The 22,093-nt window shown below is 71.8% G+C and carries 18 protein-coding genes; 8 read left to right on the forward strand and 10 right to left on the reverse strand.

Going from position 1 to position 22,093, the window contains the following annotated elements:
* Positions 1-132: 132 nt before the first annotated feature.
* Positions 133-579, forward strand: coding sequence for a universal stress protein (locus tag PSEJ35_RS0103450; RefSeq protein ID WP_028916579.1), 447 nt, complete (start codon positions 133-135; stop codon positions 577-579).
* 147 nt (positions 580-726) lie between these two features.
* Here PSEJ35_RS0103450 and PSEJ35_RS0103455 read toward each other — a convergent pair whose 3' ends face one another.
* Positions 727-1,293 (reverse strand): manganese efflux pump MntP family protein, encoded by a 567-nt coding sequence (locus PSEJ35_RS0103455; protein ID WP_028916580.1) that lies wholly within the window; start codon positions 1,291-1,293, stop codon positions 727-729.
* A gap of 342 nt (positions 1,294-1,635) precedes the next feature.
* On the opposite strand from PSEJ35_RS0103455, the gene PSEJ35_RS0103460 reads away from it, so the two are divergent.
* Both PSEJ35_RS0103460 and PSEJ35_RS0103465 read left to right on the forward strand, forming a co-directional pair.
* A complete protein-coding gene (locus PSEJ35_RS0103460; RefSeq protein ID WP_084635413.1) occupies positions 1,636-2,577 on the forward strand; it encodes an aldo/keto reductase in 942 nt (313 codons plus the stop codon).
* A 9-nt stretch (positions 2,578-2,586) separates the two neighbouring features.
* Positions 2,587-3,885, forward strand: a complete 1,299-nt coding sequence (locus PSEJ35_RS0103465) for an MFS transporter (RefSeq protein WP_051412458.1) — start codon at positions 2,587-2,589, stop codon at positions 3,883-3,885.
* A 24-nt stretch (positions 3,886-3,909) separates the two neighbouring features.
* Here the strand turns inward: PSEJ35_RS0103465 and PSEJ35_RS0103470 are convergent, their stop codons facing one another.
* Positions 3,910-5,760, reverse strand: a complete 1,851-nt coding sequence (locus tag PSEJ35_RS0103470; protein WP_198014139.1) for an ABC transporter ATP-binding protein — start codon at positions 5,758-5,760, stop codon at positions 3,910-3,912.
* 235 nt (positions 5,761-5,995) lie between these two features.
* The gene (locus tag PSEJ35_RS0103475) at positions 5,996-6,289 is read right to left on the reverse strand and encodes a DUF2782 domain-containing protein (RefSeq protein ID WP_232207567.1); all 294 of its coding nucleotides are present in this window, start codon (positions 6,287-6,289) and stop codon (positions 5,996-5,998) included.
* 131 nt (positions 6,290-6,420) lie between these two features.
* On the opposite strand from PSEJ35_RS0103475, the gene polA reads away from it, so the two are divergent.
* Positions 6,421-9,213, forward strand: coding sequence for a DNA polymerase I (gene polA, locus PSEJ35_RS0103480; protein WP_028916585.1), 2,793 nt, complete (start codon positions 6,421-6,423; stop codon positions 9,211-9,213).
* A gap of 287 nt (positions 9,214-9,500) precedes the next feature.
* Here the strand turns inward: polA and hemF are convergent, their stop codons facing one another.
* From hemF to PSEJ35_RS0103500, 4 genes are all read right to left on the reverse strand, one after another.
* Complete coding sequence (gene hemF / locus PSEJ35_RS0103485) at positions 9,501-10,448, reverse strand: oxygen-dependent coproporphyrinogen oxidase (protein WP_028916586.1); 948 nt, start codon at positions 10,446-10,448, stop codon at positions 9,501-9,503.
* Between the two features lie 72 nt (positions 10,449-10,520).
* Entirely contained in the window at positions 10,521-11,063 is a 543-nt protein-coding gene (locus tag PSEJ35_RS0103490; RefSeq protein WP_028916587.1) for a hypothetical protein, read from the reverse strand.
* 50 nt (positions 11,064-11,113) lie between these two features.
* The gene (locus PSEJ35_RS0103495; RefSeq protein WP_051412459.1) at positions 11,114-11,545 is read right to left on the reverse strand and encodes an NUDIX domain-containing protein; all 432 of its coding nucleotides are present in this window, start codon (positions 11,543-11,545) and stop codon (positions 11,114-11,116) included.
* A 40-nt stretch (positions 11,546-11,585) separates the two neighbouring features.
* A complete protein-coding gene (locus PSEJ35_RS0103500) occupies positions 11,586-13,970 on the reverse strand; it encodes a S9 family peptidase (RefSeq protein WP_051412460.1) in 2,385 nt (794 codons plus the stop codon).
* A gap of 172 nt (positions 13,971-14,142) precedes the next feature.
* Between PSEJ35_RS0103500 and PSEJ35_RS0103505 the strand changes: the two genes are divergently transcribed.
* Positions 14,143-15,483 (forward strand): AMP-binding protein, encoded by a 1,341-nt coding sequence (locus PSEJ35_RS0103505; RefSeq protein ID WP_028916590.1) that lies wholly within the window; start codon positions 14,143-14,145, stop codon positions 15,481-15,483.
* A 116-nt stretch (positions 15,484-15,599) separates the two neighbouring features.
* On the forward strand, positions 15,600-16,631 hold the full coding sequence (locus PSEJ35_RS0103510; RefSeq protein WP_028916591.1) for a patatin-like phospholipase family protein: 1,032 nt from the start codon (positions 15,600-15,602) through the stop codon (positions 16,629-16,631).
* A 632-nt stretch (positions 16,632-17,263) separates the two neighbouring features.
* Here PSEJ35_RS0103510 and PSEJ35_RS0103515 read toward each other — a convergent pair.
* From PSEJ35_RS0103515 to PSEJ35_RS0103525, 3 genes are all read right to left on the reverse strand, one after another.
* Positions 17,264-18,412 (reverse strand): serine hydrolase domain-containing protein, encoded by a 1,149-nt coding sequence (locus PSEJ35_RS0103515; RefSeq protein ID WP_028916592.1) that lies wholly within the window; start codon positions 18,410-18,412, stop codon positions 17,264-17,266.
* Positions 18,413-18,527: 115 nt separating this feature from the next.
* The gene (locus PSEJ35_RS0103520; protein WP_232207574.1) at positions 18,528-19,526 is read right to left on the reverse strand and encodes a pteridine-dependent deoxygenase; all 999 of its coding nucleotides are present in this window, start codon (positions 19,524-19,526) and stop codon (positions 18,528-18,530) included.
* A gap of 23 nt (positions 19,527-19,549) precedes the next feature.
* The gene (locus PSEJ35_RS0103525; protein ID WP_156924719.1) at positions 19,550-20,947 is read right to left on the reverse strand and encodes an NAD(P)/FAD-dependent oxidoreductase; all 1,398 of its coding nucleotides are present in this window, start codon (positions 20,945-20,947) and stop codon (positions 19,550-19,552) included.
* A 146-nt stretch (positions 20,948-21,093) separates the two neighbouring features.
* On the opposite strand from PSEJ35_RS0103525, the gene PSEJ35_RS0103530 reads away from it, so the two are divergent.
* Entirely contained in the window at positions 21,094-21,360 is a 267-nt protein-coding gene (locus PSEJ35_RS0103530; protein ID WP_028916595.1) for a phosphopantetheine-binding protein, read from the forward strand.
* Between the two features lie 4 nt (positions 21,361-21,364).
* Complete coding sequence (locus PSEJ35_RS0103535) at positions 21,365-22,090, forward strand: hypothetical protein (protein WP_051412462.1); 726 nt, start codon at positions 21,365-21,367, stop codon at positions 22,088-22,090.
* Positions 22,091-22,093 lie beyond the last annotated feature (3 nt).

Below are 22,093 nucleotides of genomic sequence, written 5' to 3' on the forward strand. Positions count from 1 at the left end.
GTGGGAGTCGGGCGAGCCCGACTCTACTGGGGGGGGCGGCTTTGGCGACGAACGCCTGCCACCTTCCGCCCATTGCCTCCACCGCGCCCCGGGTGTGCAATGGCCGCAGGCCACCAAGGGAAGGAGAGCGCCATGTACGACCGCATCCTGATCGCCACCGACGGCTCGGAGCTGGCCGGCAAGGGCCTGGCCCACGGCCTGGCACTGGCCGCCACCCTGAAGGTGCCGGTGGTCGTGGTCACCGTGACCGAGCCGTGGATGCCGGCGTTCGACGACGCGATGGCGCTGGTGGCCGATCCGGACATGCAGGCGCAATACCAGGAAGGCTGCGCGCGCTCCGCGCAGCGGATCCTGCAGGACGCGCTGGCCCAGGCGACCACCGCCGGGGTGGCCTGCGAAACCGTGCACATCCCCGACGGCTATCCCTCCGATGCCATCGTCCAGGCCGCGGCCGACCACAGGGCCGGCCTGATCGTGATGGCCTCGCACGGGCGTCGCGGGCTGGGCAAGGTGCTGCTGGGCAGCCAGACCCAGTCGGTGCTGGGCCGCTCGACGGTGCCGGTGCTGGTCGTGCGCTGACCGCGCTGCGGCCTTCGGCCGCGACCCACCAGGCGGACATGCAGCGATACGCAGCGAGCGACCTTGCCCGCGGCATGGTTCCGCCCGGCCGTGCAGGCGGGCGCACCGGAGCGCCGCACCTGGCCGCGCTGCAGCGCCGGCCGCGGCTCAGGCCGCGCCGGTCAGGTGCTCGTAGAGGATCACCGAGCCGATCACCAGCATGATCACGCCGCCGATGAATTCGGCGCGCTTGCCGGCCAGCACGCCCAGCACGCGGCCGAGCATGATCCCGATCGTCGCCATCACCAGGGTGCACAGGCCGATCACCGTGGCCACCACCGCGATCGGCACCTCGAGGAAGGCCAGGCTTACGCCCACCGCCATCGCGTCGATGCTGGTGCCCACGGCGGTGACCGCCAGCGCCCAGGGGCCGTGGCGGCGCGCGCCGGCGTCCTCCTCGTCGTCATGGATGCCGTGCCAGATCATGTGCAGGCCCAGCAGGCACAGCACGGTGAACGCGATCCAGTGGTCCCAGGCGGTGACGTAACGCGCGGCGGCGTTGCCCAGCAGCCAGCCGATCACCGGGGTCAGGCCCTCGATCACGCCGAAGATCAGGCCGGCGCGCAGGGCGTGGGAGAAGCGGGGGTGCTGCATCGAGGCGCCCTTGCCGACGGCCGCGGCGAAGGCATCGGTGGACATGGCCAGGCCGATCAGGACGATGGAAAACGGACTCATCAGGGACAACCGGGTCGGAAGGCGGCCACGACCCGCCAGCGTCCAACCACAGACGCGCCTGCAGGCCGTTGGTCTCGCCAGCGCCGGGCGGCGGTCGCGCCGCGCCCCGGGTGTCCGCGCCACGGCCGCAACGGGCCGAGCATGTTGACGCGGGCGGCCGGCGCAGGATGCGCCGGCAGGCTACTCCCCAAAGGAAGGCGTGCAGGATACCACGGAGTACTGATCGACTCGAAAGACGGCGTCTATCGACGGAGCCCCTTACCGCAGTCACATGGCGCGAAGGGATGGCGGGAGTAGGATCGAACCGGGCCGCCAAGTGCCTGTTCCCCGGGAGGTTCCGCCATGCACCTGCATTCGCGCCGCCGGTTCCTGGCCGGCTCCGCCGCCACCGTTTCCGCCCTGGCCCTGGGCACGCTGCCATTGCCAATGCGCGCGCTGGCCGCCGCCGCGGCCGGTCCGCTGCTGACCCGGCCGATCCCCTCCAGTGGCGAACAGCTGCCGGTGATCGGCGCCGGCACCTCCGGCAGCTACGACGTGGACCTCGGCTCGCCGGAGTACGCCGCGCTGCAGGAAGTGGTGCGGATCTTCTTCGAGGGCGGGGCGCGGGTGATCGACACCTCGCCCAACTACGGCCGTTCCGACGAAGTGGTCGGCAGCCTGCTGGCCGATGGCGGCTGGCGCGCCAAGGCCTTCATCGCCACCAAGATCGCCGCCGACAGCCGCGAGGCCGCCGAGGCGCAGTGGAAGGACTCGCAGCGCCGTCTGCGTACCGACAAGGTCGAGCTGCTGCAGGTCCACAACCTGCGCGACTGGCAGCGGCAGCTGCCGTATGCCCGCCAGCTGAAGGAGCAGGGGAAGACGAAGTACGTCGGTGTCACCCACTACACCGACGCCGGGCTGCCCGAACTCGAACGGATCATGCGCGCCGAGAAGCTGGACTTCATCCAGATCCACTACTCGGTCATCTCCACCCGCGCCGCCGAGCGGGTGCTGCCGCTGGCCCAGGACCGCGGCGTGGCGGTGCTCATCAACCGCGCCTTCGACGACGGCCGCCTGTTCGCGAAGGTGAAAGACAGGCCCCTGCCGGGCTGGGCCGCCGAGGTCGGCGTCACCTCGTGGGCGCAGATGTTCCTGAAGTTCGCCATCAGCCATCCGGCGGTGACCGTGGTGATCCCGGCCACCGGCAAGCCGGAGCGCCAGGCCGACCAGCTCAAGGCCGGCCGCGGCCCGCTGCTGACCGCCGCGCAGCAGCAGGAACTGGTCCGCCAGTTCGCCGCCGCCTGAGCCGGCCCGATGCAGCCGACCGACGGCGCGACCGTGCGCACGCCCTGGCTGTCCCGCCTGTTCGGGGTGAGGCCGCACGAAGCGCCGGCGGTGGCCGCCGGCCTGGCGATGTTCTTCCTGCTGTTCACCGGCTACTTCATGTTGCGGCCGGTGCGCGAGACCATGGGCGTGGCCGGCGGCGTGGACAACCTGCAGTGGCTGTTCACCGGCACCTTCCTGGCCACCGTGGCGGTGCTGCCGCTGTACGGCTGGATCGCCTCGAAGGTGGCGCGGCGGCGGATCGTGCCGTGGGTGTTCGGGCTGGTGGTGGCGACGCTGCTGGGCTTCGGCGTTGGGCTGGTGCTGCAGCCGGACAACGTGTGGGCCGGGCGCGCGTTCTACATCTGGGTCTCGGTGATCAACCTGCTGCTGATCTCGCTGGCCTGGAGCGTGCTGGCCGACGTGTTCGCCAGCAGCGAGGCCAAGCGCCTGTTCGCCCTGATCGCCGCCGGCGCCAGCGCCGGTGGCCTGACCGGGCCGCTGCTGGCCACCGTGCTGGTGCAGCCGCTGGGGCACGGCGGGCTGATGCTGCTGTCGTCGCTGTTCATCGCCGCCAGCGCGGGCATGGCGCTGTGGCTGCACCGCTGGCGCGACCGCCATCCGCTGGAGCGCCTGGAGGCGCATGCACCGGCGCAGCGCGAGCGGCCGCTGGGCGGCAACCCCTTCGCCGGCGCCACCGCGGTGTTCCGTTCGCCGTTCCTGCTGGGCATCGCCCTGTTCGTGGTGCTGCTGGCCACGGTCACCACCTTCCTGTACTTCGAACAGGCGCGGCTGGTGTCCGGGCTGTTCCCGGACCGCGCGCGGCAGACCCAGGTGTTCGGCCTGATCGACACCGTGGTGCAGGTGCTGGCCATCCTCACCCAGCTGTTCATCACCGGCCGCGTCGCGCAGAACCTGGGGGTGGGCGTGCTGCTGGTCGGCGTGCCGCTGGTGATGGCCTTCGGCTTCCTGTGGCTGGCGCTGGCGCCGGTGTTCGCGGTGTTCGTGGTGGTGATGGTGGCGCGCCGAGCCGGGGAGTACGCCTTCGTGCGCCCGGGCCGCGAGATGCTCTACACGGTGGTTCCGCCGGCGGACAAGTACAAGGCCAAGAATTTCATCGACACCGTGGTCTACCGCGGCGGCGATGCACTCAGCGCCTGGGTTAAGCGCCTGCTCGACGTGCTCGGCGACCATCCCGGCCTGGCGATGCTGATCGGCGCCGGCATCGCGCTTGCGTGGGCCGGCACCGGCTGGGGCCTGGGTCGCGCACAGCGGCGCCGCGAACCGTAGAGCAGGGCTCGCCCCGCTCTCCGCTCAGTCTGCCGCTTCGGCTTCCAGCAGGAAGCCGCCGGACTGGCGCTGCCACAGCTGCGCGTACAGGCCGCCGCGGGCGAGCAGTTCCTCGTGCGTGCCCTGCTCGACGATGCGGCCCTGGTCCATCACCACCAGCCGGTCCATCGCGGCGATGGTCGACAGGCGGTGGGCGATGGCGATCACCGTCTTGCCCTGCATCAGCCGGTACAGGTTCTCCTGGATCACCGCCTCCACTTCCGAGTCCAGCGCGGACGTGGCCTCGTCCAGCACCAGGATCGGCGCGTTCTTCAGCAGCACGCGGGCGATGGCGATGCGCTGGCGCTGGCCGCCGGACAGCTTCACGCCGCGCTCGCCGACCTGCGCGTCGTAGCCGCGGCGGCCCTTGGCGTCGACCAGTTCCATGATGAAGTCGTGGGCATTGGCCTGGCGCGCGGCCTCGATCATCTCCTCCTCGCCAGCGTCGGGCCGGCCGTAGAGGATGTTCTCGCGGACCGAACGGTGCAGCAGCGAGGTGTCCTGGGTGACCACGCCGATCGCCGCGCGCAGCGAGTCCTGCGTCACCGCGGCGATGTCGGTGCCGTCGATGCGGATGCTGCCGCCTTCGCGGTCGTAGAAGCGCAGCAGCAGGTTCACCAGGGTCGACTTGCCGGCGCCGGAGCGCCCGACCAGGCCGACCTTCTCGCCCGGGCGCACGTGCAGGTCCAGGCCCTCGATCACGCCGCCCTTCTTGCCGTAATGGAAGGTCACGTGCTCGAAGCGGATGTCGCCGCGCACCGGGCCGGCCAGGTCCAGCGGGCGCGCGCCGGGCGCGTCGTCCACCGTGGCCGGCAGGGCGATGGAGTTGATGCCGTCCTGCACCGTGCCGATGTTCTCGAACAGCGCCGACATCTCCCACATGATCCACTGCGACATGCCCATCAGCCGCAGCACGAAGGCGATGGCCACCGCGATCGCGCCGACGCCGACGGCATCCTGCATCCACAGGCCGATGCCGGTGGCCGCCACCGCGAACAGCAGCAGCATGTTGAGGGTGTCGTTGCTGACGTTGACCAGGGTGGCCAGGCGCATCTGCCGGTGTACCGTGCCGAGGAACTGGTCCATCGACTCGCGGGCGTAGGACTCCTCGCGGTGCGAATGCGAGAACAGCTTGACCGTGGCGATGTTGGTGTAACTGTCGACGATGCGCCCGGTCATGGTCGAGCGCGCGTCGGCCTGCTCCTGCGCGACCTTGTTCAGTCGCGGGATCGCGTAGCGCAGCAGGGCGATGTAGGCGACCAGCCAGCCGGCGAACGGCAGCATCAGCCGCCAGTCGGCCGAGGCGGCCACCAGCAGCGCGCCGCCGAAGTACACGATCACGTAGTTGCCCACGTCCAGCAGCTTGATCACCGTCTCGCGCACCGCCAGCGAGGTCTGCATCAGCTTGGTCGCGATGCGCCCGGCGAACTCGTCCTGGAAATAGCCCATGGACTGGCGCAGCAGGTAGCGGTGCACGCGCCAGCGGATCCGCATCGGGAAGTTGCCGAGCAGGGTCTGGTGGATGACCAGCGAACTGAGCAGGTTCAGGCCGGGCATCACCACCAGTACCACCAGCGCCATCATCGCGAACTTCCAGCCTTCCTCCTGCAGGAAGGTGGCCGGGGTGTGGCTGGAGAGGCGATCGACGATCGAGCCGGTGAAGGCGTACAGCGATACCTCGGTCACCGCGATGGCCGTGGTCAGCGCCGCCATCAGCAGCAGCCAGGGCTCGGCCCCGCGCGTGTAGTGGCGGCAGAACGCGTACAGCGTCCGCGGCGGTTGGGTGGTGGCGACGGCCGGATACGGATCCAGCCGGGTTTCGAACCAGCGAAGCATCGGGCAATCCTGTCGATGGGTCCGGGGCGGCATCCGGGACCGCTATTGTCACGCCGCCGCGCGCGGCGAACGTGTGCGCTGGCAGGAAAGGCTGTTCAGCCGCCGGGTGGAACGCGGAGGTGGAACGGAGCGGTGCACGGCCGACGGCGCGTGCCGCACGCCTGCGTGCCGCGGCGCCGGGCGCGGGAGTGTAGCGTGGCGGTGCGCGCGGAAAGGGGCTCCGGCGCGGCGCCGTTTACCAGGAGAACAGTTTCCAGTAGGTCTGCGGCAGCTTGTCGGCGTCGTCGCGGTCCAGCGCGCCGTCGCCGTCGCGGTCGTACAGGTAGTAGGCCGGGCCGCGCACCGGGGTGATCCTGACCATGCGCAGCTGGCCGGCGACGCGGTACTCCTCGATGAGGTCGCCGTTGTCCAGGGTGCGGCTGGCGACTTCGGCGCCGCTGATGTCCACCGGGGCATCGCCCGTGGTCGCGCATCCGGCCAGGGAGAGGATCGCGGCCAGCGCCGCGGCGGTCATGATCGTCTTGGACATGGCGGCTCCTTCGTGTGTACGCCTGCATTATGCGCCGGGCGCGGCGCCGGTTGCGCGGGCCCGCACGGCAGCCCCGGGGGCGGTCGCGGCGCGTGCAGGGCCCCGGCGGCGCATGGCCGTAGAATGCACGGATGACACGCCTAGTCCTGATCGACGGTTCCAGCTACCTCTACCGCGCCTTCCACGCGCTGCCGCCGCTGAGCAATGCCGCCGGCGAACCCACCGGCGCGCTGTTCGGCGTGGTCAACATGCTGCGCGCGACGCTGAAGGAGAAGCCGGACTACGTCGCCTTCGTGGTCGACGCCCCCGGCAAGACCTTCCGCGACGAGATGTACCCGGCCTACAAGGCCAACCGTCCGCCGATGCCCGACGAGCTGCGCGCGCAGGTGCAGCCGATGTGCGAGATCGTCAGCGCGCTGGGCATGGACATCCTGCGCATCGACGGTGTCGAGGCCGACGATGTGATCGGCACCCTGGCGGTGCAGGGCGCCAACGCCGGCATGGCGGTGACCATCTCCACCGGCGACAAGGACTTCGCCCAGCTGGTCCGCGAGCCGGGCGCGGATGGCGGCTCGATCATGCTGGTCAACACCATGAGCGGCAGCCGCATGGACACCGCCGCCTCGGTGGTGGAGAAGTTCGGCGTGCCGCCGGAGCGCATCGTCGACATGCTGGCGCTGATGGGCGACGCCATCGACAACGTCATCGGCGTGGAGAAGTGCGGGCCGAAGACCGCGGCCAAGTGGCTGGCCGAGTACGGCTCGCTGGACGGGGTCATCGCCAACGCCGCCGCGATCAAGGGCAAGGTGGGCGACAACCTGCGCGCCGCGCTGGAGCGCCTGCCGCTCAACCGCGAGCTGGTGACGATCCGCACCGACCTGGCGCTGGAGCGCAGCGCCGATTCGCTGCGCCTGCGCGAGCCGGAAGTCGAGACCCTACGCGGGCTGTACCAGCGCTATGGCTTCAACCAGGCGCTGAAGGAACTGGAAGGCGGCGCGGTGGCCGGCGGGCCGGCGGCGGTCGCCGAGAAGGAACCGGGCCGCGCCCGCGGCACCGGCTACGCGGTGTCGGCGGCGGCCGCCCCGGCAGCGGCGCTGGATCCGGCGCTGGCCGCGCCGGGCCGCTACGAGACCGTCACCACCGTCGAGGCGCTACAGGACTGGATCGCGCGGCTGCGCGCGGCCGGCCGCTTCGCCTTCGACACCGAGACCGACAGCCTCGATCCGATGCGCGCCACCCTGGTCGGCCTGAGCTTCGCCGCCGAACCCGGCCACGCCGCCTACGTGCCGGTGGGCCACGACTACCCGGGCGCGCCCAGCCAGCTCGAACGCGGGCAGGTGCTGGACCTGCTGCGCCCGCTGCTGGAGGACCCGGCGGTGTCCAAGCTCGGCCAGCACGGCAAGTACGACCTGCACGTGCTGCGCCGCCACGGCGTGGAGATCGCCGGCTACGCCGACGACACCATGCTGGAGAGCTTCGTGCTGGAGTCGGGCAATGCCCGCCACGACATGGACAGCCTGGCCCGCCGCCACCTCGGCTACGAGACGGTCAAGTACGAGGACGTGTGCGGCAAGGGCGCCAAGCAGATCCCGTTCGCCCAGTGCGCGCTGGAAGATGCCACCCGTTACGCCGCCGAGGACGCGGACATCACCCTGCGCCTGCACCGGGTGCTGGCCCCGCGCCTGGCCGACGAGCCGAAGCTCGAGCAGGTCTACCGCCAGATCGAGATGCCGCTGGTGCCGGTGCTGGCGCGGGTCGAGGCCAATGGCGTCAAGGTCGACGTCGAGGAACTTCGCCGGCAGAGCGCCGACCTGTCACGGCGCATGCTCGCCGCGCAGCAGAAGGCCACCGAGCTGGCCGGGCGCCCGTTCAACCTGGACTCGCCCAAGCAGCTGTGCGCGCTGCTGTTCGAGGAGCTGAAGCTGCCGGCGCTGGTGAAGACGCCCAAGGGCCAGCCCTCGACCAACGAGGAGGCGCTGGAGGCCATCGCCGACCTGCACGAGCTGCCGCGGGTGATCCTCGAGTACCGCGGCCTGGCCAAGCTGCGCAGCACCTATACCGACAAGCTGCCGGAGATGGTCAACCCGGACACCGGCCGGGTGCACACCAGCTACCACCAGGCCGGCGCGGCCACCGGGCGGCTGTCCTCGTCCGACCCGAACCTGCAGAACATCCCGATCCGCACCGACGACGGCCGCCGCATCCGCCGCGCCTTCGTCGCCCCGCCGGGGCGCAAGCTGGTGGCCTGCGACTACTCGCAGATCGAGCTGCGGATCATGGCCCACCTGTCGCAGGACCCGGGCCTGCTGCGCGCCTTCGAATCCGGCGCCGACGTGCACCGCGCCACCGCGGCCGAGGTGTTCGGACGCACGCTGGAGGAAATCACCCCGAACGAGCGCCGCGCCGCCAAGGCGATCAACTTCGGCCTGATGTACGGCATGAGCGCGTTCGGCCTGGCCCGCCAGCTGGGCATCGCCCGTGGCGAGGCGCAGGACTACATCGCCCTGTACTTCAGCCGCTACCCGGGCGTGCGCGACTACATGGAGCGCACCCGCGAGCAGGCCCGCGGCCAGGGCTTCGTCGAGACCGTGTTCGGCCGGCGCCTGTACCTGGAGTACATCAATGCCCGCAACCAGGCCCAGCGCGCCGGCGCCGAGCGCGCCGCGATCAACGCGCCGATGCAGGGCACCGCGGCGGACATCATCAAGCGGGCGATGATCGCCGTGGACGGCTGGCTGGCCCGGCACCGCGACCGCGCCCGGATGATCCTCCAGGTCCACGACGAACTGGTGTTCGAGGTGGACGAAGACTTCGTCCCGACCCTGCTGGCCGAGGCCACGTCGCTGATGTCGTCAGCGGCGCAACTGAGCGTCCCGCTGGTGGTGGAAAGCGGGGTAGGCGACAACTGGGACGAGGCCCACTAACGCAAAAAGCGGGCGCCTGCGGGCACCCGCTTCCGTTACAACTGTTACAAGGCTGGAAGATGAATGAATCCGCCCTAAATCCAAGGCTTTCTTAACCGGTTCCTTCACGATCCATCCATGTTCGGAATGGTGTCATAGCCCTCGACAGGTGCAATGCCTGTCGACGGATCTCTCCCTTCCCCTGGAGCAGATCTACCCGGAGCGGGACTCCTCCCCAAGTCTCCGTTCCCGGCCCCGTCGAGCCCCCCCTGCTCGGCGGGGCTTTTTATTTGCGCGTTCCCCGGCGGTCAGGGTTGGCCCGCGCGCGACTGGCCCCCCAGCCAGTCGCGCGGGACCAGGTACTCGTGCAGGCGCGCCTCGGGGCTGCCGGGTTCCGGCTGGTAGCCGTATTCCCAGCGCACCCTCGGCGGCAGGCTCATCAGGATCGATTCGGTGCGGCCGCCGCTCTGCAGCCCGAACAGGGTGCCGCGGTCGTAGACCAGGTTGAACTCGACGTAGCGGCCGCGCCGGTACAGCTGGAACTCGCGCTCGCGCTCGCCGTACGGGGTGTCCTTGCGGCGCTCGACGATCGGCAGGTAGGCGTCGAGGAAGCCGTCGCCGACGGCGCGCATGTAGGCGAAGTCGCGGTCGAAGTCGCCGTGCAGGTCGTCGAAGAACAGGCCGCCCACGCCGCGGGTCTCGTTGCGGTGGCGCAGGAAGAAGTACTCGTCGCACCAGCGCTTGTGCTCGGCGTAGCGGTCCGGCCCGAAGGGCGCGCACAGGTCCGCGGCGGTGCGGTGCCAGTGCCCGATGTCCTCGTCGAACGGATAGAACGGGGTCAGGTCGAAGCCACCGCCGAACCACCAGGCCACGGTCTGCCCGTCGCGCTCGGCGCGGAAGTGGCGGACGTTGGCGTGCGTGGTCGGCAGGTACGGATTGCGCGGGTGGAACACCAGCGACACGCCGGTGGCGCGCCAGGAGGCGCCGGCCAGTTCCGGGCGGGCGGCGCTGGCCGACGGCGGCAGGCGGCTGCCGGACACGTCTGAGAAGCCGATTCCGGCCTGCTCGAACACCGCGCCCTCGCGCAGCACGCGGGTGCGCCCGCCGCCGACGTGCGAAGGGCCGGTCGGGTCCGGGTTGCGGGTCCAGGCATCCTCGACGAAGCGGGCCTGCCCGTCGGCCGCCTCGATGGCGGCGCAGATCCGGTCCTGGAGTCCGGTCAGGTAGTCGCGAACGGAATCGAATTGCGGGTCCATGCCCGGGATTCTAGTCATGGGGAAGCATCTGTCCTTTGATTCCGATCAAGGGGGGGCGGGCCGGCGCCGCGATCAGGTGAATTCGGCCCGGACCTCGGGCGTGTACAGCTTCCAGGCCAGCCAGCCGTGCAGCGCCGCCAGGCCGGCCGCGCCCAGCGCGGTGGTGATGAAGGTGATGCGCTTGCTGAACTGCATCTGCGCCAGCAGCTGGGCGCCGTCGGGGCTTTCCAGCAGCTGCGCCGGGTAGATGTCGATCAGCCCGTCGAATAGCGGGTTGACCAGGGCCAGCCCGGCGAAGTTGGCCAGCGCGGTGAGCAGCAGCAGGCCGATGAACAGCCAGCGGCCCCATTCCCGGCGCCGCAGCAGGCCCCAGGACGCGGCGAGGAAGACCAGCGCCAGCGCGAGCTGGGCCGTGGTCAGGGCCACCCGGTAGTCCAGTATCCACATGAATCTCTTCAGGATCGCCTCCGGGCCGGTCGGGGGCGGGGCGGGGATGTCGGGCATGGCCGCGGCGAACATCACCAGCAGCGCCGACGTCACCACGGCGATCGCGGCCAGCACCACGCTGATCATCGCGGTCACGGTGACGAAGCCGGTGCGAGGCGGCTGGCTCATGGGACTCCCGGGGCAGGCTGGCGGATTGTGCCGGGCGCGCGGGCGGCCGCCTACGGGGCGACGGCGACCACGGCCGGCATGATGTGGCCGGCGCTGAGCGGGGCCACCGCCACCGGGAACGGCGCGCGCGGCGCCACCCAGGCCAGTTCGGCGATCTCGGCCTGCGGAACCGGTTCGCCCTCGACCTCGACCAGGAAGGCCTCGGCGCGGACGCGGCGGCCCGGCTCGTTCGCTGCCGAGTCCTCGAACTCGCCCAGCGCCTTCGCGCCGGGCAGCAGGCGCACGCCCAGCTCCTCGGCCAGCTCGCGGCCGAGGGTGGCCAGGCTGTCCTCGCCCGGTTCGCGCTTGCCACCGGGCTGGATGAACACCTCCGAGGCCTGCTTGCGGACCAGCAGGATCTCGCCGCGTGCGTTGCGGATCACCGCGGCGACGGTGCGGATCAGTCCGGGTTCGGCCGCCGGCGCGGGCGCCTGTTCGGTCATGGGGCGTTCCTGCAGATGGGAAAGAGGTACTGGCGCGCGCTTACTTCAGCGTGCGCTCGAACAGCTTGAGGATGCGTTTGTACTCGTCCAGCCAGGAGTCGGCGCGGGTGAAGCCGTGGCGCTCCAGCGGGTACGGCGCGATCTCCCAGTTGTCCTTGCGCAGCTCGATCAGGCGCTGGGTCAGCACCACCGAATCGCGGAAGAACACGTTGTCGTCGATCATGCCGTGGGCGATCAGCAGGTGGTCCTGCAGCCCCTGCGCGTACTCGATCGGCGAGGACTTGCGGTACGCCTCCGGGTCGATGTCCGGGGTGTTGAGGATGTTCGAGGTGTACTCGTGGTTGTACTGGGTCCAGTCGACCACCGGGCGCAGCGCGGCGCCGGCCTTGAACGTGCCCGGCGAGCGGAACAGCGCCATGAAGGTCATGAAGCCGCCGTAGCTGCCGCCGTAGATGCCGGCGCGGTCGCGGTCGCCCTGGCGGTTGGCCACCACCCAGTCCAGGCCGTCCAGGTAGTCCTCCAGCTCCGGATGGCCCATCTGCCGGTAGATCGCGGTGCGCCAGTCGCGGCCGTAGCCCTCGCTGCCGCGGTAGTCCAGGTCCAGCACCACGTAGCCCTTCTCCACCAGCAGGTGGTGGAACATCTGCTCGCGGAAGTAGTTCGGGTAGCGTGCGTGCACGTTCTGCAGGTAGCCGGCGCCGTGCACGAACATCACCACCGGGTACTTGCGGCCGGGCTCGTAGTCCTTCGGCCCGTAGAACTTGCCCCACACCGTGCCGGCACCGTGCTTCGACGGCACCTGCACGATCTCCGGCCCGATCCACTGCCGCGCCTTGAACGCGGCGCTGCGGGTGTCGGTGAGCCTGCGCGCCTCGCCGCCGGCCACCGGCGCCACCGCGATCTGCGGCGGCAGGTAGGCGGCCGACCAGCGCACCAGCAGCTGGCGGCCGTCGGGCGAGAGGCTGAAGTCCTCCACGCCGTCCAGCGCGGTGACCTCGCGCACCTGGCCGCTGGCCAGGTCCAGCGCGCAGACCTTGTAGTCGCCCGGCCACTGCCGGTTGCACAGGAACAGGAAACCGTTGCCGTCGGCGGTGACCACCGGCGAGGAGGCTTCCCACCTGCCGGAGGTGCGCTGCTGCGGGCGGCCGTTGCCGGCCTGGGTGTACAGGTGCGAGTAACCGGATTCCTCGGACAGGAACCACAGCGTGCGGTTGTCCGGCAGCCAGCCGAAATCGTTGAAGTTCCAGTTGATCCAGGCCGGGTCGTTGAGCCGGTGGCGCGGCTGCAGGGTGGCGCCGTCCAGGTCGACCGCGGCGATCCAGCGGTCCTTGTTGTCGACCGCGCGCAGCATCACCGCGACGTTGCGGCCGTCACTGGTCCAGCGGATCGCCGCGTTCGGGCCATCGCCGCCGACCTGCACCGGGCGCAGGCCCTTGAGCGGGTCCTTGCCGGCGGCCTTGCGCAGCGCCGCCAGCGGATCGACGCCGATGCCCGGCAGCGCGTCGAACTTCAGCTCGCGCACGCTGCCGTCGACGGCGTCGACCAGCCACAGCGCGTGCGGCAGCGGGTCGTTGCGGCCGACGCGGGTGCGCACGTCCTCGAATTCCTCGTAGCCGGACTCGGTGACGTAGGTCGGCATCTTGCCTTTGCGGCCGGCGTCGGCGCCCTTCTTCTTCGTCACCACCAGCAGGTGGCGCGCATCGGGCGAGAGGCTGCTGTCGACGATCTCGACCTCGTCGCCGAGGTAGGCCGGGCCGGGCGCGCGGGTTGGATCAGCCTTGCGCCAGGCTTCCTCCTGCGCGCGCTGGGCGTCGCGGCGCTCCTTGTCCTTGCGCAGGGTGTCGATGGTGCGCAGCTGCTGTTCGCGCAGCAGGTCCGGCTTCGGCGGCGCGGCCGGGTCCTTCTCGGCCTTGAGCGAGGCGACCTGGGCCACGCCGGCGCCGGCGTTCCACTTGAACCAGTCGTGGCCGGCGCGCCAGATCACCCCGCCGTCGGCGGCGAAGCGCGGCTGCGATTCGGCCGCGGCGCTGCGGGTGAGCTGGGTCAGCGCGCCGGAGGACAGGTCGCGCAGGAACACGTCGCCGTTGCGGACGAAGACCATGCGGCGGCGCGCGGCGTCGTACACCGGGTCCGGCGCGTCCAGGCCGGCGCGCTCGGCGTCGGAGACCTTCTGCAGGGCGCCGCCGGCGATCGGCTGGCGCCAGGTGTCGCGGATGGCGCTGCCTTCGCGCTTGAGCAGCAGCTGCGCCTCGCGGCCGTCCCAGCTCCACCAGGCCTTCTCCACCGGCGGGCCGATCCAGTCCGGGTCGGCCATGGCCTGTTCGATGGCCAGCGGGGCGGGCGCCTGGGCGGCGGCCGGCAGGGACGGAAGCAGGGCAGCCGGGGCGAGGAACAGGGGCAGGGCGCGCAGCAGCGGACGGGTCATGGCGACGGCGGCAGTTTCGGAAGCCGCGCAGGGTAGCAGTCCGGGGCGGTGCGGCCACCGGTGGAAGGTCACGGTTCGCGGCCAAACTTGCCTGCGCGGCACGCCACGGCCAAGCTAGCCGCACAGCAAGGGCGGGCAACGGGTCCGTCGCACAGGGGACCGGGCAGTACCGATGTCGGCCGTCATCCAAGCGCATTCCCACGGCGGGCGGCTGCCGTTGCCCGCCGGCGATCCGGCGCGGGTACTGGTGTTCGATGGCGAGGGCGCCCTGACCCTGGGGGCGTTCATGGAGCAGGCCCGCGCGCTGGCCGCCGGGCTGCCGGAAGCCCGCCACGTCGTGCACCTGGCCGAGGACCGCCGGCGCTTCCTGCTCGGCTTCTGCGCCGCCGCCCAGCGCGGGCAGGTGGCGCTGCTGCCGCCGTCCGGCGCGCCGGGCACGGTGGCCGAGATCCTCGACGCGCACGCCGCCGGTGGCGCCTACCGCCTCGAGGTCGCGCGCATCGATGCGGCCGCGGTGCAGGCGCCGGGCCTGCAGGATCCGGCGGTGCCGACGGTCCAGGCCGAGGCGCTGGCCGCGATCGGCTACACCTCCGGCAGCACCGGCCGCCCGCAGCCGCACGCCAAGACCTGGGCGGCCTTCGCCACCGGCGCGATGCAGAACCTGGCCGCGCTGCAGGACCTGTGGGGCCAGGCGCAGCCGCAGGTGGTGGCCACCGTGCCGCCGCAGCACATGTACGGCATGGAGATGACGGTGATGCTGCCGCTGCTCGGCGGCGCGGCGGTGCACGCCGGCAGGCCGCTGTTCCCCGCCGACGTGGCCCGCGCGCTGCACCAAGCCGGCGGGACCCGCCTGCTGGTGACCACGCCGGTGCACCTGCGCGCGCTGCTGAGGTCGGGCGTGGAGCTGCCGGCGCTGTGCGGCATCGTGTCGGCGACCGCGCCGCTGCCGCGGGACCTGGCCGCCGAGGCCGAGGACCGCTACGGCGCGGAGGTGCGCGAGGTGTTCGGCTCGACCGAGACCTGCGTGTTCGCGCGGCGCCGCACGGCGCGCGACGAGCTGTGGACGCCGTTGCCGGGCGTGCGCCTGGCGCCGCGGCCGGACGGCACCCAGGTGGCCGCGCCGCATCTGCCGGCGCCGGTGGTGCTGGCGGACCTGTTCGAGGTCCATGCCGACGGCCGTTTCCGCCTGTGTGGCCGCCAGGCCGACCTGCTGGAGATCGCCGGCAAGCGCGCCTCGCTGGGCGACCTGACCCGGCGCCTGCTGGCCATCCCGGGGGTCGAGGACGGCGTGGTCCTGCAGCTGGAGCCGGACCGGCCCGGCGGCGTCGGCCGGATCGCCGCGCTGGCGGTCGCGCCGGGGCTGGACGCGGCGGACATCCTCGATGCGCTGCGCGGCTCGGTGGACCCGGTGTTCCTGCCGCGCCGGCTGCGCCTGCTGCAGCGGCTGCCGCGCAACGGGACCGGCAAGCTCCGCCGGGAGACCCTGCTGGAGCTGCTTTCCGGCGGCCACTAGGGCGCATTCATCCGCCGTGCCGGTAGCGGCGGGCGGGCGGTTCTAGAATCCACGGCGCCGCATGCCGCGGCCCTTCCGTGATCCTGCCCGTGCGCCGTTCCCCGCTGTCCCGATCCGTGCCCCGTCGCTGGTTCCCCGTGCTGGCCCTGCTGCTGCTCGCCGCGTGCGGGGGCACCAGGCCGGAGGCGCCGCCGCAGGTGGTCGTGCCGCCGGCGCCCGATCCGGTGGTGCCGCCGCCGCGCATCGGCCTGGCCTTGGGCGGTGGCGCGGCCAAGGGCTTCGCCCATATCGGCGTGATCAAGATGCTGGAGGCCAACGGGCTCAAGCCGGACGTGGTCGCCGGCACCAGTGCCGGCAGCGTGGTCGGCGCGCTCTACGCCAGCGGCATGGATCCGTTCCAGCTGCAGGAGAAGGCGGTAGCGCTGGACGAGGCCAGCATCCGCGACGTGCGCCTGTTCGGCGGCGGGCTGGTGCAGGGCGTGGCGCTGCAGGACTACGTCAACGCGCAGGTCGGCAAGCGCCCGATCGAGCGGCTGCGCAAGCCGTTCGCGGCGGTGGCCACGCGCCTGGAGACGGGCGAGCGCACGGTGTTCGTGCGCGGCAACACCGGACAGGCGGTGCGCGCGTCCAGCAGCGTGCCGGGGGTGTTCGAGCCGGTGACCATCGGCCAGTACCAGTACGTGGACGGCGGGGTGGTCAGCCCGGTGCCGGTGGACGCGGCGCGCCAGCTCGGGGCGGACGTGGTGATCGCGGTCGACATCTCCAGCAAGGCGACGGGCAAGCGTCCGGACGGGATGCTGGGCATCGTCAACCAGTCGATCGCGATCATGGGCCAGCGCCTGGGCGAGCAGGAGCTGGGACGCGCGGACGTGGTGATCCGGCCGAACGTGCTGGACTACGGTTCGGCGGATTTCACCCGGCGCAACCAGGCGATCCTGGAAGGCGAGAAGGCGGCGCTGGCGGCGCTGCCGCAGATCCGTGCGGCGCTGGAGAAGGCGCAGGCGCGGAGGCTGGTTCAGGCGCGCGAGATGCAGGCGCAGGCGGCGGCGCAACGCCAGGCGGCACAGGCGGTGCCGCCGTGCGAGGAGGGTTCGCGCTGGAATCCGCTGAAGCGCAAGGGCGGCGACTGCAAGGCGGAGAAGCGCTGAGGCGTTCTTGCTGTGCTCTGTTGGGGGGCGGGCCAACGACAGCAACAGCAACAGCAACGGCAACGGCAACGGCTTGGGGCGTCGGCTTCGGACGGAGCCGCGGCAGCGCGGGGGTATGGCGCATCGCGCGGTTCCGCGTCCTGAGCGCGGCACATCGATGTGCCGCTTGCGCCGCGCCGGGAATGAACTCGGGCGCTGGCCACGCCTGGCGCGTCGCCACGCGCCGGCCTTCTAACCGCATCGTCCAGCCATCAGCCTTTTGCACACCCCCGCGCTACCGCGTCTTCGGGCGCTTTGGGGTCGTGGCTCCGTTCTCTTCTCCCCCTCTCCTACCGAGGGAGGAGAGGGGGCACAGCGCCTTCGCGTAGAGCGGGGCTCGCCCCGTTGCTTCTCCCGCCTGCGAGGGTCAGCTCCGTAGCCCGGGTAAGCGAAGCGCACCCGGGGCCGTGGTCCGGCATGCGTCGCCATCTGCGATGGCCAGAGGTGGCCCCGGATGCGGCCTGCGGCCTTGTCCGGGCTGGGACGGCTCGCTGCGACGTGCTTGTGCGGACTGCTTCCAGGGCCACTGGGACACCGGGCGTGGGAGTCGGGCAGGCCCGACTCTACGGGGGTGCGGGGCTTCCCCCGATGGATCAGTCACGCGGTGCGGCGGCGCTGGTGTCGTCGTGGTAGACCGCGTCGCGGAAGGCCTTGTGCAGGGGGACCTTGCCGAAGGGCAGCCACTGGGCGAACAGGACGGCGGCGAGGTCGTTGACGGGGTCGACCCAGAACAGGGTGTTGGCGGCGCCGTCCCAGAAGAATTCGCCGACTTCGCCGGAGGCCTCCCCGGCGTCCGCCGGCGGGGCGATGCGCACGGCGAAGTCGATGCCGAAGCCGACCTGGCCCTTGCTCGGCAGCCAGGAGCGGTCGTGCGGGCCGACTGCGCGCGGCAAGGCGTCGGTGGCCATCAGCCGCACCGTCGACACGCCGTCGTCGCTGCGCAGGTACAGCGCGGCGAAGCGGTCGCGGTCGGCGGCGCGCACGACGTAGCGGGTGTCCTTCATCCCCAGCGGTTCGAACACGTGGGCCTGCAGGTAGGCGTCGAACGGCTGGCCGGAGAACACTTCGACCAGGCGCGCCTGCACGTCCACCGCCGGCGAATACAGCCAGCGCGTGCCGGGCTGGTAGAGCAGCGGCACGCTGGCGATGCGGCGCACTTCCTCGGCGAGGGTGTTGTCGAAGTTCTCCGGATCGGCCTTGCGGTACATCGCGCCGACCGGGCCCGGGGCGTCGTTGCCGCCGACGAAGCCGGCGGTGTGGCGCATCAGGTCGCGGATGGTGATGGGACGCTCCGGCGCCACCAGCAGTGGCCGTCCCTGCGCGTCGGTGCCGGCGTAGACGCGAACCCTGGCGAACTCGGGCAGGTAGCGGGAGACCGGGTCGTCGAGCTGGAACCTGCCCTGTTCGTACAGCTGCATCAGCGCCACCCCGGTGACCGGTTTGGTCATCGAGAAGATGCGCACGATGGTGTCGCGCGCCATCGGCTTGCCGGCCTCGCGGTCGGCCATGCCGAAGGCGCCGAAGTACGCTTCGCGGCCGTCGTGCCAGACCAGGGCGGAGGCGCCGACGATCTCGCCGGCGTCGACGAAGCGACGCAGCGACGCGTCCAGGCGCGCCGGATCGATGCGGGCCACGCCGGCGTCGGGGCGTGCATCGGTGGCGGGCTTCGTGGCAGGCGTGGCCGCCACCGTGGCGGACGCGAAGGTCAGGCAGGACAGGAACGCCAGGCGCAGCAGGTTCATCGTCACCCTTCCGGTTCGTACGGCGATGGAGTGGCGCCGGCCGCGGGGCCGGGGCGAATGCAGCGCGGGGCAGTATCCCGGACGCGCGAGCGCCCGGCGCAAGCGCCGGGCGTGCTCAGGCCTTCGCCGTCGCCGTCGCGCCGTGCACGCCGTCGATCTCGATCAGCAGCTCGCGGCGGCAGACATGGGCGTGCAGCAGCAGCCGCGGCACCGACGGACCCAGGCGGGCGTCCAGCTGCGCGGCCACGGTGGCGGCGTCGCCGGGTTCGCGCACGTAGACCTTCAGCGCGCTGCCGCTGCCGAGCGTGGCTGGCAGCGAGGGCTGCAGGCGGCGCGCGGCCTCGACCAGGCTGTCGATATTGGCCAGCGTCTCGTCCAGCTGGGCGGACACCGAGCCGCAGTGCTGCGAGGCGTGGCCGACGATGGCGGCGGTGCCGGACAGCAGCAGCGGCATTGCTCCGTCGGCCGGGGGCAGCATCGCGCGGGCGAAGCTCGGCGGCTGCGGGCCGTACTGGCGCGGGTAGCGGTAGGCGCTGACCTGGCGCGGGTTCTCCAGCGGCGTCCCTGGCTCGCGCGCGGCCAGCCAGTACACCTGCAGGCGGCGCTGGCCGTCGCAGCGGCCGATCGCGGTGGCGGCCGGCAGGCTCGACGTGTCCATGCCGCCCATGCCGGCGACGCGGCCGACGCAGAAGCGGCGATAGCGCTCTTCGTCGCCGTCGCCGAGGGTGATGGCGTCCAGGTAGTTCCAGATGCGCAGCATGCGCGGCATCTGGCTGGCGCCGACGAAGGCGACCAGCCGCGAATAGGCGCGCGCGGTCGCGGCCTCGATGCCTTCCTCGCCCTCGTCCACTTCCAGCGCACCGAACAGCAGGCGGTCGTCGGTGGCCCAGGCCACGCCGTCGTCGCGGCCGTGGCTGACCGGCGCGGCGGCGCGCCAGACCTCGATGCACGGTGGGCCCTGCAGGGGTTCCAGCGGGACCCGCAGCCAGCGTGGATCGTCCAGCACCGGTGCATCGGTGCCGAAACCGAGTACGGCCAGGACCTGCGGGTCGGCCAGCTGCTGCGGCAGAGTGTCGGCGGGCGCGTAGGACACCTGCAGCCGTGGCGCGGCCAGCTCGGCCAAGGGCAGGGGGCGGCTCACGGATTGCCTCCCTGCAGGGTGTCGCCGCTGAAGCGCTGCGACACCTGGCGGCGCCGGCGCAGCCAGCCGGCCAGCGCCTGCGGCGCCATGCTGATCGCGGTCAGCGCGTAGACGATGCGGAACACCTGCAGCCGCCAGCGCACGGCGACGTTGTCGAACACGTCCCCGGCCAGCATCGAGATCACCGCCTGCTCCAGCTGCAGGTGGTTGCGGGGCTCGGCGAACAGCCGTTCCATCACCGGGGTGGTGAAGCGGTAGATGAACCAGGAGAAGTGGCGCAGGCCGCGGCGCAGGCGGCGGTCCATCGCGCGCTGCTCGGCGGCTTCGCGCGCCGGATCGCGCAGGATCGCGTCGACCGTGGACGCGGCCTGCTCGCCGCTGTTCATGCCCAGGTAGACGCCGGAGGAAAACACCGGATCGATGAAGGCGAAGGCGTCGCCGGCCATCACCCAGCCCGGCCCGTGCATGCGGCTGCAGGTGTAGGAGTAGTTGCCGGTGGCGTGCACCGGGGCGACGCGCTCGGCGTTGGCCATGCGCGCCCAGACCGATGGAGTGTCACGCAGGGTCTGCATCAGGAACGATTCGTTGTCGCCCTTGCGGGTCTTCAGGTATTCGGGGAAACACACCGCGCCGACGCTCATCACGTCGCCGGTGAGCGGGATCAGCCACATCCAGCCGTGGGCGAAGCGCTCGACGGTGATGTTGCCGGCAGCCTCGCCCTCGCGGCGGGTGACGCCGCGGAAGTGGCTGAAGATCGCCGCCGACTGGTGCCGGGGGTTCTTCTTCTTCAGCTTGAGCCTGCTGCCGAGGAAGGTGTCGCGGCCACTGGCGTCGACCAGGTAGCGCGGGCGGAAGGCCAGCGTGGTGCCGTCGGCCTGGCGCGCGTGCACCACGGCCGGGCGGCCGCCGGCGCCGAACGCGACCTGCTCGACCTTCACCTGCTGGCGCGCATCCACGCCGCTGGCCAGCGCGTTGTCGAACAGCAGGCTGTCGAACTCGGCGCGCTTGACCTGGAAGGCGTGGCCGAAGCGCGGATTGAGCGCGCGGTCGAAGCGGAACACGTTGACGCTGTCGGCGTCCCCGCGCATCGGGAAGTCGGCCCCGGGCTTGTACACGCCGATCGCGCGCACCTGCTCCAGCACGCCCAGGCGCTCGAGGATCGGCAGATTCATCGGCAGCAGCGACTCGCCAATGTGGAAGCGCGGGTGGACGTCCTTTTCGAGCAGGGTGACCTTCCAGCCGCGGCGGGCCAGGAAGGTCGCAGCGGTGGTGCCGGCCGGGCCACCGCCGATCACCAGCACGTCGGTCGCGATCGCCGTCCCTCCGGTGCCGGTCGCCGGCTCCGTGCGCGCCGGGGGCGCGGACGGGGTGTTCGGCGGCGCGGGAAGGGTCATGCGGAGGGCGGCCCTGCGGGGTGCTGGAGGACGCCGGATGATAACGCGGGCCCCCGGGGGACGGTTCACGCGGCCTTGCCGGGCTTGCGCGGCGGCGCCCGATGCCGGATCGTGGCCGCCCTTGCAGAACCCGGAATACCGGACCCATGCCGCAGACCGAAGCCGAACGCGAACTGGCCCAGCTCCTGGTGGAGAGCCTCAACCTGGAGGGCGTGGACCCGCAGGCGATCGACCCGGAGGCGCCGCTGTTCAACGATGGCCTGGGCCTGGATTCGATCGACGCGCTGGAGCTGTCGCTAGCCGTCGGCAAGCGCTACGGCGTGCAGCTGCGGGCCGACGGCGACGACAACAAACGCATCTTCGCCTCGCTGCGCGCGCTGGCGGCCCATGTCCAGGCGCACCGCGCCCACTGACGTGATGGTCGCCGGCGGCGCGGATGGCCGCGACCCCGCCGCCGCGCTGGCCCTTCCGGTCCAGCTGCTGCTGGGTGTGGCCTATCCTTTCCTGGCCCACCTGGCCGGTACCCGCGGCGGCATGTGGCCGGCGCTGGCGCTTGCCGACCTGGTCCTGCTGATGCTGGTGCTGCCGTTGCTGCACCGGCGCTGGTGGGCGCTGGGCCTGCTGGCCGCGTCGCTGGCCCTGCTCGCCGGCCTGGCCGGAACGATCTGGCTGGACCTGCTGCTGTTGGCGCCGCCGGTGCTGTTCACCGGCTGGCTGGCGTGGCTGTTCGGGCGCAGCCTGCTGTCCGGGCGCACGCCGCTGGTGACCCGGATCGTCTCGGCGCTGTACGCGCAGTCGGGCTGGTCGCTGCCCGAAGGCCTGCCGGCCTACGCGCGCCGGCTGACCCTGGGCTGGGCGCTGCTGCTGCTGGCGCTGACCCTGGCCAACGCCGCCCTGGCCCTGTGCGCGGTGCCCGGAGGAGTGCTGTACGCGCTGGGCCGGGAGCCGTGGATCGCGGTACCGCACCACGCCTGGTCCTGGTTCGCCAACCTGCTCAACTACGGCCTGGTCGGCGGCTTCATGCTGGCCGAGTTCCAGTACCGCAAGCGCCGCTTCCCGCAGCGGCCCTACCGCAACGGGCTGGATTTCGCCCGGCGCATGGCCGCGCTGGGCCCGCGCTTCTGGCGCGACCTGCTGCGCTGAACC

Origin of the sequence: Pseudoxanthomonas sp. J35 (assembly GCF_000513995.1) — a bacterium.
Taxonomy (GTDB): domain Bacteria; phylum Pseudomonadota; class Gammaproteobacteria; order Xanthomonadales; family Xanthomonadaceae; genus Pseudoxanthomonas.

Coding starts and splice junctions, on each gene's coding strand:
- PSEJ35_RS0103515 (WP_028916592.1), bottom strand. CDS start 18,412: ATGAACCTGCTGCGCCTGGCGTTCCTGTCCTGCCTGACCTTCGCGTCC.
- PSEJ35_RS0103500 (WP_051412460.1), bottom strand. CDS start 13,970: ATGACCCGTCCGCTGCTGCGCGCCCTGCCCCTGTTCCTCGCCCCGGCT.
- PSEJ35_RS0103460 (WP_084635413.1), top strand. CDS start 1,636: ATGCACCTGCATTCGCGCCGCCGGTTCCTGGCCGGCTCCGCCGCCACC.
- PSEJ35_RS0103505 (WP_028916590.1), top strand. CDS start 14,143: ATGTCGGCCGTCATCCAAGCGCATTCCCACGGCGGGCGGCTGCCGTTG.
- PSEJ35_RS0103530 (WP_028916595.1), top strand. CDS start 21,094: ATGCCGCAGACCGAAGCCGAACGCGAACTGGCCCAGCTCCTGGTGGAG.
- PSEJ35_RS0103470 (WP_198014139.1), bottom strand. CDS start 5,760: ATGCTTCGCTGGTTCGAAACCCGGCTGGATCCGTATCCGGCCGTCGCC.
- PSEJ35_RS0103495 (WP_051412459.1), bottom strand. CDS start 11,545: ATGACCGAACAGGCGCCCGCGCCGGCGGCCGAACCCGGACTGATCCGC.
- polA (WP_028916585.1), top strand. CDS start 6,421: ATGACACGCCTAGTCCTGATCGACGGTTCCAGCTACCTCTACCGCGCC.
- PSEJ35_RS0103535 (WP_051412462.1), top strand. CDS start 21,365: ATGGTCGCCGGCGGCGCGGATGGCCGCGACCCCGCCGCCGCGCTGGCC.
- PSEJ35_RS0103475 (WP_232207567.1), bottom strand. CDS start 6,289: ATGTCCAAGACGATCATGACCGCCGCGGCGCTGGCCGCGATCCTCTCC.
- PSEJ35_RS0103465 (WP_051412458.1), top strand. CDS start 2,587: ATGCAGCCGACCGACGGCGCGACCGTGCGCACGCCCTGGCTGTCCCGC.
- hemF (WP_028916586.1), bottom strand. CDS start 10,448: ATGGACCCGCAATTCGATTCCGTTCGCGACTACCTGACCGGACTCCAG.
- PSEJ35_RS0103525 (WP_156924719.1), bottom strand. CDS start 20,947: ATGACCCTTCCCGCGCCGCCGAACACCCCGTCCGCGCCCCCGGCGCGC.
- PSEJ35_RS0103455 (WP_028916580.1), bottom strand. CDS start 1,293: ATGAGTCCGTTTTCCATCGTCCTGATCGGCCTGGCCATGTCCACCGAT.
- PSEJ35_RS0103450 (WP_028916579.1), top strand. CDS start 133: ATGTACGACCGCATCCTGATCGCCACCGACGGCTCGGAGCTGGCCGGC.
- PSEJ35_RS0103490 (WP_028916587.1), bottom strand. CDS start 11,063: ATGAGCCAGCCGCCTCGCACCGGCTTCGTCACCGTGACCGCGATGATC.